Origin of the sequence: Bradyrhizobium sp. PSBB068 (assembly GCA_016839165.1) — a bacterium.
GTDB lineage: Bacteria > Pseudomonadota > Alphaproteobacteria > Rhizobiales > Xanthobacteraceae > Bradyrhizobium.
In genome coordinates, this window is sequence record CP069300.1 from 2,767,798 (window position 1) to 2,782,355 (window position 14,558).

The following is a 14,558-nucleotide window of genomic DNA, read 5'->3' on the forward strand; positions in this document are numbered from 1 at the left end:
TCATAAGGCCGCGAGAGTCGGCGTAGGTCCCGGGAGGCTTCCATGCAAAATTCAACGTTGCGCGCGCGGAGGATCGTCGCCGCGGTGGTTTCGATCGGCGTCATCGCCGCTGCTCCCGCTCGCGCGGCATCGGTTGCCCCGGTCGCCGCCGAGAACGGCATGGTGGTCTCGGCGCAGCATCTCGCGACGGAGGTTGGCATCGAAGTGTTGAAGCGCGGCGGCAACGCGGTCGACGCGGCGGTTGCCGTCGGTTACGCGCTGGCCGTGGTCTATCCCGCCGCCGGCAATCTCGGTGGTGGCGGGTTCATGACCATCCAGCTGGCCGACGGCCGCAAGACCTTCCTCGATTTCCGGGAGACGGCGCCGAAGGGGGCCACCGCCAACATGTATCTCGACAAGGACGGCAACGTCATCGCCGGGCTGTCGACCAAGGGACATCTCGCCGTCGGCGTGCCGGGCTCGGTGGCCGGCATGGAATATGCGCGCGAGAAATACGGCACGATGAAGCGCGCGGACGTGATTGCGCCGGCCCTGCAACTCGCCGAGGACGGCTTCGTGCTGGATCAGGGTGACGTCAGCATGTTCCAGACCGCGACCAAGGATTTTGAGGACGATCCGGCGTCGGCCGCGATCTTTCTCAACAACGGCAAGCCGTTCCAGGTGGGCGAGCGGCTGGCGCAGCACGAGCTCGCCGAGACGCTGCGCGAGATCAGCAAGCGCGGTACCGACGGCTTCTACAGGGGTTGGGTGGGGGCAGCGATCGTCGCCTCGAACCAGGCCGGCAAGGGCCTGCTCACCCAGGAAGATCTCGACAATTACAAGGTTCGCGAGCTCGCGCCGGTCGAATGCGATTATCGCGGCTACCACGTGGTCTCGGCGCCGCCGCCAAGCTCGGGTGGCGTCGTGATCTGTGAGGTGCTGAACATCCTCGAGGGCTATCCGCTGAAGGAGCTTGGCTACCATTCCGCGCAGGCGGTGCATTACCAGATCGAGGCGATGCGCCATGCTTACGTCGATCGCAACAGCTACCTCGGCGACCCCGACTTCGTGAAGAATCCGCTCGAGCGCCTGCTCGACAAGACCTACGCCGCGAAGGTTCGCGCCGTGATCGACCCGGCCAAGGCCGGCGTGTCCAAGGACATCAAGCCGGGCGTGCCGCCGCACGAAGGCAGCAACACCACGCACTATTCGATCGCCGACAAGGACGGCAACGCGGTGTCGGTCACCTACACCCTCAACGATTGGTTCGGCGCCAAGGTGACCGCGGCCAAGACCGGCGTGCTGCTGAACGACGAGATGGACGACTTCACTGCCAAGATCGGTGTGCCGAATTTGTACGGTCTGGTGCAGGGTGAGGCCAATTCGATCGTCCCGGGCAAGAGGCCGCTGTCCTCGATGAGCCCGACCATCGTCATGAGGGACGGCAAGCCGGTCATGGTGGTGGGCACTCCGGGCGGCAGCCGCATTATCACGGCGGTGCTGCTGACAATGATCAACGCCATTGACTACGGCATGAACGCGCAGGAGGCCGTGGACATGCCGCGCTTCCACCAGCAATGGCTTCCGGAGGCGACCAATCTCGAGGACTTCACGCTGTCTCCGGATACGCGAAAAATCCTGGAAGGCATGGGTCACAAGTTCGGGCCGCCGCAGCCGGCCAACCATCTCGCGGTGATCATCATCGGAGCGCCGTCGCTGGACGGCAAGCCGGTCGGCAGTAACCGCTTCTATGGGGCGAACGATCCGCGCCGCAATTCGGGACTGGCCGGCGGCTACTGATTGCCGTTGGGCAATCGCGCGGCGGTGGCCGGGCAGGGCTGCCGCCCCGATCGAACTTGCCTCAGGCGACGGCGCTTGGCCTGCCGTCGTCATGACCGCTGGTCAAGAGCAGGCGCCGGCGGATCGCATCCTCGACCAGGGCCAGCGATTGCTTGGCTTCGCGTGCCTCGGCCTCGGCGGCCTGGGCACGATATTCGGCCGCATCGAGCTGCTCCTGCTGGGACTCGATACGCCGTCGCGCCTCCTCGAGTGCCCGGGACGCGTCCCTCAGCTTGCGCTCGGTGGCGGCGATGATTTCGAGCTGCGCCTGTTCGGCGGCCTCAGCGCGGGCTTCGCCGGCGCGGGCCCTGTCCTCGATGCTGCGGAACAGATCCGCGGCCTGATAGACGAGGTCCAAGGCCTCGGTGCCCATCGCCGATGTGGGTGGTTTCGGAAATCCAAGGACATTCGGGTCGGCCGTAAAAGGCCGCTTGAATCCGCGCAGTGCCATGCAAGTCAGCCCCTCGCGAGTCGCGTGTAGATCGACAACCTGCGGTAGTTATAGTTAATGGGTGGTTAATCGGATGGGCTCGCCGGCACTGTCCACCGGTTTCTGATGACCCGGTGCCCGGAACGGCAGCCGGGTAGTGCGGGCGACGGGCTGGGCCGGCGCTTTTCTTTCGCAGCGTGCGCTCGGCGCAAGCGCCGCGATCGGGGGGGGCCGCGCAGGTCGGACGAGACAGGCTCGAATCGAGCAGCGCCCGGTGCCGGGATCGATGCAGCCTCCGGAGTACCGCGAGGGCGGCAAGGTCCGCTGATTTGGCCGCGTGTGCGAGCGGCCCTCTATGGCATAAGTTTGACGCCTGGCCCGCTTTAATTCTCCCGTGTTGAATTGCAGGTCGTTGGAGCGACCGATATACCGGGCAGCCTAAGTGGCACGCAGCGCACTCAGAACGAGCGACGTATTCGCCACGGAAAATCTGGTCGATGAAATTTCTGTTGCGGTTCTTCGGGTTCCTGTTCACCGCGGGAACCATCATGTTCCTGGCCGGTCTGGCCGCGGTCGCAGGGCTGTTCTGGCATTTCTCCAAGGACCTGCCCGACTATTCGCAGCTCCAGAACTACGAGCCGCCGGTGATGACCCGCGTGCACGCGGCGGATGGGTCGCTGTTGGGCGAGTTCGCCAAGGAGCGCCGGCTCTATCTGCCGATCCAGGCGGTGCCGAAACTCGTGATCAACGCGTTCCTCGCAGCCGAGGACAAGAACTTCTACGAGCACGGCGGCATCGACTACACCGGCATGGCGCGCGCCGGCGTCTCCTATGTCCAGAACTTCGGTTCCAACCGCCGCCCGCAGGGGGCCTCCACGATCACCCAGCAGGTCGCCAAGAACTTCCTGCTGACCAACGAGGTGTCGTTCACCCGCAAGATCAAGGAAGCCCTGCTGGCGATGCGAATCGAGCGGGCCTATTCCAAGGACAAGATCCTCGAGCTCTATCTCAACGAAATCTACCTCGGCCTCGGCGCCTACGGCATCGCGGCCGCCTCGCTGGTCTATTTCGACAAGTCGGTGAACGAATTGACGGTTGCGGAGGCGGCCTATCTCGCGGCGCTGCCGAAGATGCCGGCCAGCCTGCATCCGGTGCGCAACCGTGCGCGCGCCATCGAGCGGCGCAACTACGTGATCGATCGTCTGCAGGAGAACGGCTGGATCACCGCGGCCGATGCCGACAAGGCGCGCAAGGACCCGCTCGCCGTCACCAACCGCAGCAATGGCGCGCACACCTTCGCCGGCGAATATTTCTCGGAAGAGGTCCGTCGCGACATCTTCGAGCGCTATGGCGAGAAGAAGCTTTATGAGGGCGGCCTGTCGGTGCGCACCACGCTCGACCCCAAGGTCCAGGTGATGGCGCGCAAGGCCATGGTGGCCGGGCTCGTGAACTATGACGAGCAGCAGGGCTATCGCGGCGCGATCCAGAAGCTCGACCTCGCCAGCGACTGGGGCGTGCCGCTCGCCGAGATCAAGTCGCTCTCGGACATCTCGCCGTGGCGGATGGCGGTGGTGCTGGAGAGCAACGACCAGTCGGCGCGGATCGGCTTCCAGCCCGGCCGCGAGCTCGGCGGCGCCATCAGCAAGCAGCGCGAGACCGGCATCGTCACGCTGGAAGGCGTGAAGTGGGCGAGGCTGTTGTCCGGCCCGTACAAGGGCAGGACGCCGACCTCGGTGGCGCAGGTGCTGCAGCCCGGCGACGTGATCTATGCCGATCCGCTGTTCAGCAAGGACGGCAAGGCCGTCGAGGGCCAGTACCGGCTGCGCCAGATCCCCGAACTGTCGGGCGCGATGGTGGCGATGGACCCGCACACCGGCCGTGTGCTGGCGATGGTCGGCGGCTTCTCGTTCGACCAGAGCCAGTTCAACCGCGCGACCCAGGCCTACCGGCAGCCCGGCTCGACCTTCAAGCCGATCGTCTATTCGACGGCGCTCGACAACGGCTATACCGGATCGACCATGATGATCGACGGGCCGATCGAGATCGATCAGGGACAGGGCAACATCTGGCGGCCGGAGAACTTCTCCACCGGCAAGTATCAGGGCCAGGTCACGCTGCGCAACGCGCTCCGCCTGTCGCTCAACACCGTGACCGTGCGCCTCGCGCAGGAAATCGGCATGCCTGTCATCGGCGAATATGCAAAACGCTTTGGCGTCTATGACGAGCTGCCGAACTATCTCGCCTATGCGCTCGGCGCCGGCGAGACCACGGTGATGCGGATGGCAACGGCCTATTCGATGATCGCCAATGGCGGCGTCCGCGTGAAGCCGACCCTGATCGACCGCATCCAGGACCGCTACGGCCACACCATCTTCCGGCACGATCAGCGCGAATGCCGCGGCTGCGACGCGCCGGAAGGCTGGAAGAGCCAGCCCGAGCCGCAGCTGGTCGACCGCCGCGAGCGGGTGCTCGACGCGATGACCGCCTACCAGATCACTTCGCTGATGGAGGGCGTGATTCAGGCCGGTACCGGCACCGCGCTGAAGGAGGTCGGCAAGCCGCTCGCCGGCAAGACCGGCACGTCGAACGAGGCCAAGGACCTCTGGTTCGTCGGCTTCTCGCCGGACCTCGTGGTCGGTCTCTATGTCGGCTACGACAAGCCGCGCTCGCTCGGCCGCAACGCGCAGGCCGGCCACACCGCGGCGCCGATCGCGCGCGACTTCCTGAAGCTCGCGCTGGCCGACAAGCCCGCCACCCCGTTCAAGCAGCCGGTCGGCATCCGGCTGGTCACGGTCGATGCCAAGACCGGCCTGCGCGCCACGCCTGGTCAGAACCGGGGCGTGGTGCTCGAAGCCTTCAAGCCGGGCCAGGCGCCGCCGTTCTATGATCCGACGCTGGTCGCCGGCACCGATGTGATCGATGGGACGCAGCAGCCCATCCCGGCGGACGCGGATCGGGCCGTGATGCGGTCTGGGACGGGCGGGCTGTACTGACCGTGATTTTACGCCGATCCTTCGCCATCAATGCTTGCCAAGCGTGGGACCAAGCGGGTAGAAGGTCGCTCTCGCGCGGGCGCTGATTTGGCAGGCGAACCCGCTGCACCGAGATGTCCAGTCATCCAGCTAAGCTGTTGATACCACGGACAATTCTTGGGGAATGGTGTAACGGTAGCACAACAGACTCTGACTCTGTTTGTCTTGGTTCGAATCCAGGTTCCCCAGCCAGTTTATTGGAAAGCCCATTTCCATCGTGAAATCAGGAGCTTACCGAATGGCCAAGAATCTCTACCCACCTAGCTCAACCACCCCGGTTTCAATCCCCTCCAAGCAGCAACTAGCCGACCTCGCGGCGTTGCTCGGCTTGATGCAGACAGCCTCCAAGCTCAGCCAGGAACTCGACACCATGGCCAATCAAGTCGGTGGGTCAGTGGAGAAGTTGGCCGAGCGCTTTGGGGTGCCGTTCTTTGAGGTCCACCAAGCCTATGCGCAGGAGCAACAGGCTCCGAAGAAGCGCAAGAGCGCCAAGAGCCCACGGGCCAAGCGCTGACTGCCAACAGTCGACCATCAAATAGCCGCTGAAAGGCTACGGACGGCATGGGGTCCTCGGGGTTTTCCGTGCCGCCTTCCCTCTTGCCCGATAGGATTAAGTGCACCTCTGAATGTAATTGGGCGTGGGGCTAGTCGCCTATGATGCCGTTGTTTGACCGAAAAGAGCCGGAAAAGCCCTTACTTGGGCGGCATTCGAGAAGCGCGCTCCAGGCAAGGCGATAATGGTCACCACGACACTACGATGCACAGCGAAGTGTGCATTATTATGTGAAGTGGCACACCATCAATGCATGACGTGGTTAGACCGAAAAGAACCGGCAAAGCCCTCGCTAAGAGGAGCTTCACCGGCTCAAGTCTTCCGTTAGGCAGCTTGGTGCTTCACAAGGAAGCTCTTAGCCCCTCGTCCTTTGCCTGAGACATATTCCACACGAAGCTCCATGAGAGCCCTGCTGGTGGCATGAGTGCCGTCACGGAGCACCGCACGGAGCTTTGAGAACCCAGCAGGCTTCAACGCCAACTCGCGCTGTATGGTGCTCAGAGGAATGCTGTCACCGGGGTCAGCATTGCGCATGAGCGTCAGCAAGGTTTGGTGGGAGCTACCCTCACGAGGCCGCTGCACCTTCGGCCCATCCATCTCGAATGACCACGGCACCACGTCGATACCCGGCATGTCTGCCAGAATATCGGTCAGGATGGCGTCACCCATGTTGTCGGCTGGAAGCACAATGAACACGTCAGCCGGATCACACCCTCCATGCTGGTCAACTACCTTGCGGCATCGGATGCGATTGATGGCCTGGATAATCTCCACCGACATTTGACGCTGCTGCATCAGTCGGCGGACGTTCGTGTATCCGTTCCACGTTGGAGACTTCAACCAAGCATCGTCCTGCACCCCCTGAAGAGCAAAGAACACGTTGGTAGGCCATATCAGGTCGCGATATGGCAGGCCGAACAGCACCGCCGTGTCGTAGTCCTTCCAATCATTGCGTCCGTCTACTGCTCCCCAATGGCCGAAGCCGATACGCTTGAAGGGGTGCTTGAACCTCTCCGCAGCGTGCTCGTAGTCCTTGTGGACGCATACAAACACGGACCTGTCAGCGCCTAACTGAGCTTCAAGGGTCTCCAGTAGGCGTGCATAGCGGGTTGCAAACGTCTTCTCCATTTTCGTCTTGCCGACGCCCTTAGCCCTCGCGACGTGCAGCGTCACGTTCCGGTAGTTGCGAGTACCCGCACAGACGGGTTCGATTCGCGCTCTGCCTTGGAAAAGCTCCCACAGGAAGTTCTGGCTTGCCGTCGCATCCAACACCACGGCACCGGGCACAGCATAGGAGACCGTCAGTGTGGAGGAGTTGAGCGAGTGATCCTTGCCAACGCGAGCATAGTAAGCCCATCGATCCGTTAGAGCCTGGGCGCTTATGAGTGTGTCATCCACCAGCTTGGTGATGTTTCGCTTCGTGTTGCCCTCCCTGATCCGTCGATCGTACTTCACCTTGCGCATGGCCTCTCTCAAGGGCTTCATGGCGGCTAGGGGAGCGCCCAATGCTTCACTGGCCCCGCCATCTTTCCACATGAGCTTCGCAGTGCCGTCGTTGGCCGCTTCGGCTTGGGCCTGACACACTAGCGCATCCTTGAGCGCTTCAATGACCCTGACTTGATCGGGGTAGGCCTTTGCTACGTCAAAGGGCACGCAACCAAGTACGAACTGAAGGTTCTCCAGCGTGACCTTGGTCTCCTCGACCACATTGGCTAACGCCTCATCCACGATAGTGAGAAGGCGCTGGCCTCCCTGCCAGTTAACGAGGCGTGACCATGAGGCACCGCCAAGGCTCTCAGCGGCGTTGATGAACGCTTGGTGCGTCACCACAAGCACGTCAAAGTGGCCGATATCGTTGGCATCCGTTCCGCTACTGGAATGGTGAGCAACCGCGAGCTCCGCACCAGCCATCATGTTGACCTGTGCAGCAAGGTCATTGGCCTGCTTAATCAGACGGGTCACGAGGAGCACACCAACAGGCTTGAGTTTGCCTTGCTCGTCTCGATTGCGCTTCGCCTGCATTGCCGAGTACAGACACGCCCCCTGGGTCTTACCGGACCCGGTAGGGGGCTGAAGGACCTTCCAGCGCGCATCACGTTCACTGATGTTATCTACAATTGACCATTCAAAGACGCTGCCCATGCTCTCCCAAAGAGAGCGTAAGGCCGCCGAGGACGGCATGTTGAGCGTCTGTGTCCAGTGATCGTTCATGGCGGACACGAACTCCAGCGGTGGCACGAGAGCATACTGCTCGTGCATACCGATAACGGTAGTCATGAGTTACTGACCTTGAGGTTTTGGGTTGACGACTGAAGGCACGAGGGCTCGTGAGTGCCGTTGGTGGCCTTGGTCGGCGGTATTGCGATCTGGTGAGGCTTCAAGGGGCTAATGCATCCCTCAAGCTCTTCACCATCCTCTTTAGAGGTTTCAGGGGTGTGTTTATTTGATCTGAGACGACATGGCTTCAGGAGCCTCTGAGGATTCCATGGAGTCGTTTTGAGCCCTTCAGGCTACTACCCAGCCTCCAGCCCTGAAAGCTCACCAGTGAGTCCCGCTACAAGCCTGAGCAGCATTCCGTACGGCACCCTCAGTCATCATCCTTAGGGTTTCTGAGGCCCTTGAGGGTATGGGGAGGTCGTCGCAGAGCATCGACGCCAACCAGCCTCAGAACGTGAATGTCACGGTAACTTGCGCTGACGGCCCAGGGCGGTGCTGATTTTGGGTGATCTGCCCGCTTTGGAGGGCAAAACCGGCACGAGACCCACAATTAGGGATGCCTGCTGGTGACTCAATGCGGCCTCCTGAGGAGCACTCGGATTCTTCTTTCTGCTTTCCGGTTCGTTCCAAGTTGTGCATACTACCAAATGCTATTTTAGGAAGATCATATATTTCCTTATTGGGTGCGATTGTGGAAATTGAAGGACTTCTCAAAGCGTTACCTACGGCTGCAACTAGTCCGTTTGCATTCATTGGATACGTTACGGTCGTCTTGGCTTGGCTATTGATCGCTTGGAGGGTTCAGCGAAATAAGAACCTGCTCGATGCCCTCGAAAAGATCCCGTCGGATCAACGACTATCAGCGCTACGTGCTGAGATGGGTAACATCGACCCTCCAAGCGGATTTACACCGGAACAATGGCTTAAGAGTCGAATCCACACCTACTATTTCTTAGCGTTTCTTGCGCTTTGTTTTTGCCTCACAATGATCGGCATAGTTGCCTATGTGCTGGCGCCCGAAAACCTGAGGGCAAAAACATCTTCGACTATTGATTTGTTCGCAGAGCCTGCGACGCGAGAAATCGACCGGCGTGAAGAATATCGTCTACGATATGTTGCTACGCGACTTGCCGACGGAACCAAAGACATTCGACCATCAATGCCGTATCTCGACAAAGTTGCTGCAAATCAAGAGGTGGTCGGAATCCAATATTGGTACGAGCCATTTAAGTGGGAGTATCCCAGCCTCTCTATAAAGATAGCGAATAATTCGCAATCAACTCTGCTGGTTTCAGAAATCCTCTTTGAGGTCGTTGCTGCTGAGGTTGACCTTACACCCATTCCCGTCATCCACGAGAACTTCTACAACATTGGTCATCTGCAAATCGTCAATGAGGGCTGGGGAAAGATGCTAGATCCTGCCCTTGAAATAGTCGACTGGAAGAAACCCGAGGTTGACCCGCGCGATATCGTTTTCAATTGGCGATTTGGCCTTGTGCAAGATGCTTGCAATGGTGCTAGTCCCGCAATGACGGCAAACATTCCGATCGCCCTGCAAGATGTTGATGACAGAGTGAATGTCGACGTGGAAAGGTTTGTCCCGAAGGATCTACAAGAAGAGCCTCTGATTTGCCTTAGAGGCACGCTCACCTACACAGCAGCTGGCAACAAAGCGCGAATTACGCTTCATTTCAGGAGTCTTGTTTCACGGTTCAATCCCGGACCGGGCGCTCCAGCCCCACCAAGTGCGACTTATGACTTGTTCTTGCCTTCAGGAAAAAGCGGATATGTCGCATCTGTGCCCGTGTCGCAGGAGATAAAGCCAGGCGCCACGGATCATTTTCTAATTCGATTGTCCTCCGACAAATCTGGTAAATTCACGTTGCGCTACCACGCGAGGGTTCTTTCAGATGTTGTCATCGGTGGCGAGACGGTGCAGATCAGCCTTCTGATTCCAAAGAGCGGCGCTTCAAGGGGCGAGTTAGATGCTAAGCACTTTCCGGAATTGCCACCCGCGCTGTGGGGTGGAATCGAACAAGCAAAGACCATCGTTCGAGTAGTTCAAAGTCCTGAAGACAAGTCCGATCTTCGTATATATTTGAACATCCCTTCCGAAAAGGTTGACTCCTGCGATAGCTATTACGATGCAATTATTGGACGATTGAAGGGAGGTCCATTTCCTCCAACTGTGTACCTAGCGCTCGTGGATTCTAAAGGTGTCATGTTTTGCACGTCCGGTACGCGAAATACTGGCTGAAGAAGGTACGGAGGCGGCCGGACCCGAGATGAGCCAAGCCGCCTGTCGCGTTGCCATGCGGATGAGTGCCTTAAGGCTGCTTCCACCAAAAGGCAGCAGCCCTGAGGGTCGCCAGACCGCCCGAACGACCTCCTAGGGAATAGTTGCGATGATCTTGGCTCTTCGCGTCTAACGAAGCTTGAAGAAGCTCGAAGCGTTTCGGGATGCTTATTGCACTCTGATGCAGGTTAGGACCGTTGCGGAATAGGGGCGTGCTTCGTTGGCATCGCCGGACGCTTGCGAAGTCACCGAGAAGGCGTGAACGTGGTTCGCACTGATGCCGCCGCTCTGTGCAGCGAAGTAATGCTGATGGTCCGTGTTAACCGCACTGATCGTAGCTGCGCCCGGAGCGTTGAGGGCGAAGGCGCCGCCACCAGTCCCGGAGCCGCCACCGTTCGCCGCCGCGTTCGAATTGTGCGTGTGCGTGGCGTTCTGGTTCATGGACCCTGTGTAGCCCGAGACATAGTGCGAGTGGTCATTGCTCTCGGAGCCGGTCGTGCCAGAGACACCGTGCGTGTGCGTGAGGTTCGTGGGGTTCTGCTTGTTACCAACGGCTCCAGAAAGCGTGCTGTTGTCACGATGACGGCGGAAGCGAGCCATTAGGCCTGGAAGATTAAACGTGGTGCTTCCATCGCCAGCGCCCCAAGTCGTGCCTATGATGCTGAAGAGATCGGCGTAGGTGGTACGAGACAGCGCTTGGCCGTCGCAAGCCAAGCAGCCAGGAGGCGGATTGGCACCAGCGTAGTCGAAAATCTCACCGATGAACTTCCCGCCAAGGAAAGTCCCTGAGCACGCGATGGTGCCTGCGGCGGAACGGTAGAAGCCCAACGAGGGCTCGCTGGTGAAGGTGAAGGCTGGAGCCGTAGCGGTACCATCATCAATGGATAGATGGCCGCCCTTGGCCGTCGTAAGGGGGCCTGTCGCGCCTGGGAAGGTCTGCTTCAGGGTGAGCTTGATGCCCCTCATGTGGTCGGCACCGTTGGTGACGCTGTCGGTTGGAGCTGGGTTGGTCGGGGAGAGGCTATCTACGAAGTTGAATGTCTCTAGGGCCATATTTCCGGGTTGGATTTCTTAGGTTCTTGATTGCAGCGCTGCTTCCGAGAGCGTTGGTGCGCTGATTGGTGCTTGATGTTGGATTGAGCAGGAAACGAGAGGAGCGGGGTGTACGCCCCGCCTTACTTTCTCGCGGGCTTGGTGCTCCACAGCCCCTTAATGACGTCGTCAGGGAGATGCTTCAGGATGGTCACCCCGTACTGTGGGAACTCCGTCATCATCTGATCGCGGACCTTCATGACGACTTCGGGGGTGTCAGAGCCCCAAAGTGCGCTGAGGTACTTGTGGAAGGCACCGCGCTCCCTGACGCTCTCCATGCTGTCTGAGATGCGGCGGTAGATATCCTCCTCAGCCTTGAGCCTTCGAACGGTGCCAGCGTGATACGCTTGCTCGTTGCGGATAGATTTCTGTCCAGCCTTGGCGTCCTCCAGGATGCTGTCCGCCGCTTCGGCAGCGTCCAGATGCCAGTAGGGGCTCTCAGGCAGCGCGAACGGCTCCGCACTGTTGGACCGGCTCTCCATGGCTGGACCGGTCGGAGCCTCGCTCGTGTCGGCTTCAGGGACCTCACGGAGCTTCTTCAGAGCGTTGGCGGCGCTGATAAGCTCGCTGGCCCTCTTGCCCATCGCAGGGTTACGCACCGCGTCCAGACCGCCAACACCATGGACCATTGGCGAAGCATCAGCTTCAGCTTCCGCTTGCTGCTGTCCAACGATCTTCCTACGAGCAGAGGCCATCAGCAGTGCGGACTTTACCTGCTCGTTAAGAGCGCTGGCGTCGATGCCGGAAGATGCAGGAGCAGGCTTGGCGTCCTGTGCCAGTTGACGGAGCAAGGGCATAGCGTGCTTGGTCGTCTGCTGTTGCTTCTGCCGCTGTAGCTTCTCAACGATCCTTCCAATACCCGGCTCCAGCACGTCGGGCATGAAGGGCTGAGGGGCTTCCGGGGTTGGCCCCCAAGGCTGTGTAGGCGTCGGACTGCTGGCCTGCTCGACCTTCGGACCGGTCGGGCTCTGATTGAGTGCGGTCGGGACACGGACATTGCCGCTGGTGTCACCGAACTTCTCCGCAAACGTCTTGGCAGGCGATGCGAGGCCAAGCGCCTTGTCCAGTGTCTTGAGACCTTTGTAAGCCACGACAGCACTAGCAAGGCCCCCAAGCGCTCCAGGGACGTGTGCAACAACGGCATCCAAGCCCACGCCACCGCTCGCCACCGCACCACCGCCAGCGAGGGCACTAAGCTTTCCTGCCTCCTTGGCGAACGGCCAAACGAGCCGCTTAGCGGCTTGATGCGTGCCACCAACGAACGTCCCGCTGTTCTGGTCGAAGTTGCCCATGTCAGTGAGCTTGCTGAGCGCCGTGGCCTGCCTGACGAGGGACGAGAGTTGTTCGTTGCCTTCCGCGTCTACCGCTGCGAGGTTCTTCTTGCTGAGCGCTTCACCGCGCTTGGCTGCGTCAATGGCGTTCGCCGCCTCTGTAGAGGCGTTGGACACACGCTTGGCAGCATCGCTCAACTCGCGGTTCACGTCCGACACAGCACGAGACGTGGCGTCGAATGACACCTTCGGGTCTGCGAGGTCTGAGCCACCAGCATTCTCAATGATGCGGTTGGCGGCCATCGTCGTATGTTCGTCCGAAGCCTGCCCACGCATCCGTGCGGAGGTTACGGTCTCCTTCGCCGCACGAGGCGCGGAGAATAGGCCACCGCCCAGAGCACCAAGCGCAAGAGCGCCCTTGGTCTCCTGGGCATCCATCGGCTGGTCAGTGCCTCGCTTGGCGAAGCCTTGGGACACGAGGTCCTGAGCGGCGTTGGTGCCGCCTTCGGTCGCCGCAGCCTTGACGACGTTGCCAGCGGCCTGAGCAGCGCCCTTGATGCCAGTCCCGGCGACCTTCGCTGGGTTGACGATGGCGTTGGAGCCCATCTTGTTGAGGGCACCCTGTACGAGCGTAGACTGCAAGCCCGTGAGCTTGTCTTCGGCCGTGGGCTCTGCGTTCGCGTCGCCTGTGCGCGCCTGGGCACGCTTCTCGGCTTCGTTGCCAGCCGTTCGGGCTCCGAAGGTCACTGCGTTGGCGAGGTACTGCCCCACGGGTCCAAAGCGCTTCGTGAGCAACTGGCCCGCAACGTCGAGAGCGAGGCCGGGAGCCTGTTCGACCATGGCGCGGGGAGCCTGCGACCAGTCGAGGCCCAGCGTGTGGTTGTCAGCGCCGTCAGCCGGATACATGAACGCTTCGGAAGCGGACTTATACTTCGGATTGGACTTCGCGGCGGTGCTGTCGAGGACAGCCTTGCCAGTGCTCGGGCTCAGGTAGTCCTTGATGGTCTTACCCACGCCCGACACAACGTCTGAAGTGCCCTGCGAGAGAGCACCCAGCATCGACGTGTCAGGCTTTGTATCGCCAGTCGTCTTGGCGATGTTCTGTGCGTGCCAGTCTTGCACGCCGGTTAGCGCTGATTGCTCATCGGGCGCTTCAACGACCATATGGCGGCCATCGGGTATTTGTATTGCGTAGGTTGGCATTCGTTCGTGTTCTTATTGGTTGGGCCTGGGAAGGTAAGGGGAGTACGTCCCGGCTGGTCTGCCTTGGACCATTTCGAGGGTGAAGCGAAAGGCCGCTGGGGTCTCCTTCATCTTCACTCGATGGTTAGTTGCTACCCAGCAGAATTGCCGAGCAAGGTAGCGGATATCATCAGCGCTCCATCCAGCTTCGAGCACTGCCGTTAGGCGGTCGATATCGAGCATGTCTCGGCACGCAGCGAGGATCGGCTTGTAGTCAGCAGGCACGTTCGGCTTTGTGGAGCGAGTGAGCTTTATGGCTGCTCGTGCAGCCCGTGCGCCCTCATTGGCCTTCCATCGCGCTTCATCAGCCGCTCGCTCCTCTGGACTGTAGTAGCGCCGTTGCGAGGCATCTTGAATGGCTATGCGGTACTTGAGGTCGCCGCCTCTGCCTGTGTATCGGCGTGCATCGGCTTCTATCGCGCTGGCGGTCCATCCCTGTCGGATAGCTTCGCCAAGCGTAAAACGCTCTTGGAGCGAGCGGCACACAGAACGCAGGAATGCAAACTCCTTACGCCTGCCTGCCGCAATAAGTGCAGTCATCTCTCTCGATTTCAGATTAGTGGTGGTATCTGCGCTGGGGCTCTTTGGGCTCGCTGCTTCAGGAAGC

The 14,558-nt window shown here is 60.5% G+C and carries 8 protein-coding genes and 1 tRNA gene; 5 read left to right on the plus strand and 4 right to left on the minus strand.

The window, feature by feature from the left end; translation table 11 throughout:
* Window positions 1-42: 42 nt before the first annotated feature.
* The gene (gene ggt, locus JQ507_12705; GenBank protein ID QRI72267.1) at window positions 43-1,779 is read left to right on the plus strand and encodes a gamma-glutamyltransferase; all 1,737 of its coding nucleotides are present in this window, start codon (window positions 43-45) and stop codon (window positions 1,777-1,779) included.
* A gap of 61 nt (window positions 1,780-1,840) precedes the next feature.
* On the opposite strand, the gene JQ507_12710 is transcribed toward ggt, so the two are convergent.
* Complete coding sequence (locus JQ507_12710; GenBank protein QRI72268.1) at window positions 1,841-2,191, minus strand: hypothetical protein; 351 nt, start codon at window positions 2,189-2,191, stop codon at window positions 1,841-1,843.
* A gap of 554 nt (window positions 2,192-2,745) precedes the next feature.
* On the opposite strand from JQ507_12710, the gene JQ507_12715 reads away from it, so the two are divergent.
* From JQ507_12715 to JQ507_12725, 3 genes are all read left to right on the plus strand, one after another.
* Window positions 2,746-5,241: a penicillin-binding protein 1A gene (locus tag JQ507_12715; GenBank protein QRI72269.1), complete on the plus strand. Its 2,496-nt coding sequence runs from the start codon at window positions 2,746-2,748 to the stop codon at window positions 5,239-5,241.
* A 157-nt stretch (window positions 5,242-5,398) separates the two neighbouring features.
* Window positions 5,399-5,472, plus strand: a tRNA-Gln gene (locus JQ507_12720).
* Between the two features lie 46 nt (window positions 5,473-5,518).
* On the plus strand, window positions 5,519-5,794 hold the full coding sequence (locus JQ507_12725) for a hypothetical protein (GenBank protein ID QRI72270.1): 276 nt from the start codon (window positions 5,519-5,521) through the stop codon (window positions 5,792-5,794).
* A gap of 363 nt (window positions 5,795-6,157) precedes the next feature.
* On the opposite strand, the gene JQ507_12730 is transcribed toward JQ507_12725, so the two are convergent.
* Complete coding sequence (locus tag JQ507_12730) at window positions 6,158-8,044, minus strand: hypothetical protein (GenBank protein QRI73317.1); 1,887 nt, start codon at window positions 8,042-8,044, stop codon at window positions 6,158-6,160.
* A 697-nt stretch (window positions 8,045-8,741) separates the two neighbouring features.
* On the opposite strand from JQ507_12730, the gene JQ507_12735 reads away from it, so the two are divergent.
* Window positions 8,742-10,307, plus strand: a complete 1,566-nt coding sequence (locus JQ507_12735) for a hypothetical protein (GenBank protein ID QRI72271.1) — start codon at window positions 8,742-8,744, stop codon at window positions 10,305-10,307.
* Window positions 10,308-10,514: 207 nt separating this feature from the next.
* On the opposite strand, the gene JQ507_12740 is transcribed toward JQ507_12735, so the two are convergent.
* Window positions 10,515-11,399: a tail fiber protein gene (locus tag JQ507_12740; GenBank protein ID QRI72272.1), complete on the minus strand. Its 885-nt coding sequence runs from the start codon at window positions 11,397-11,399 to the stop codon at window positions 10,515-10,517.
* 122 nt (window positions 11,400-11,521) lie between these two features.
* Window positions 11,522-13,912: a hypothetical protein gene (locus JQ507_12745; protein QRI72273.1), complete on the minus strand. Its 2,391-nt coding sequence runs from the start codon at window positions 13,910-13,912 to the stop codon at window positions 11,522-11,524.
* Window positions 13,913-14,558 lie beyond the last annotated feature (646 nt).

Bases quoted from the DNA above. Each gene is read 5' to 3' on its own strand.
- ggt (QRI72267.1), top strand. From the start codon at position 43: ATGCAAAATTCAACGTTGCGCGCGCGGAGGATCGTCGCCGCGGTGGTT.
- JQ507_12710 (QRI72268.1), bottom strand. From the start codon at position 2,191: ATGGGCACCGAGGCCTTGGACCTCGTCTATCAGGCCGCGGATCTGTTC.
- JQ507_12715 (QRI72269.1), top strand. From the start codon at position 2,746: ATGAAATTTCTGTTGCGGTTCTTCGGGTTCCTGTTCACCGCGGGAACC.
- JQ507_12725 (QRI72270.1), top strand. From the start codon at position 5,519: ATGGCCAAGAATCTCTACCCACCTAGCTCAACCACCCCGGTTTCAATC.
- JQ507_12730 (QRI73317.1), bottom strand. From the start codon at position 8,044: ATGAACGATCACTGGACACAGACGCTCAACATGCCGTCCTCGGCGGCC.
- JQ507_12740 (QRI72272.1), bottom strand. From the start codon at position 11,399: ATGGCCCTAGAGACATTCAACTTCGTAGATAGCCTCTCCCCGACCAAC.
- JQ507_12745 (QRI72273.1), bottom strand. From the start codon at position 13,912: ATGCCAACCTACGCAATACAAATACCCGATGGCCGCCATATGGTCGTT.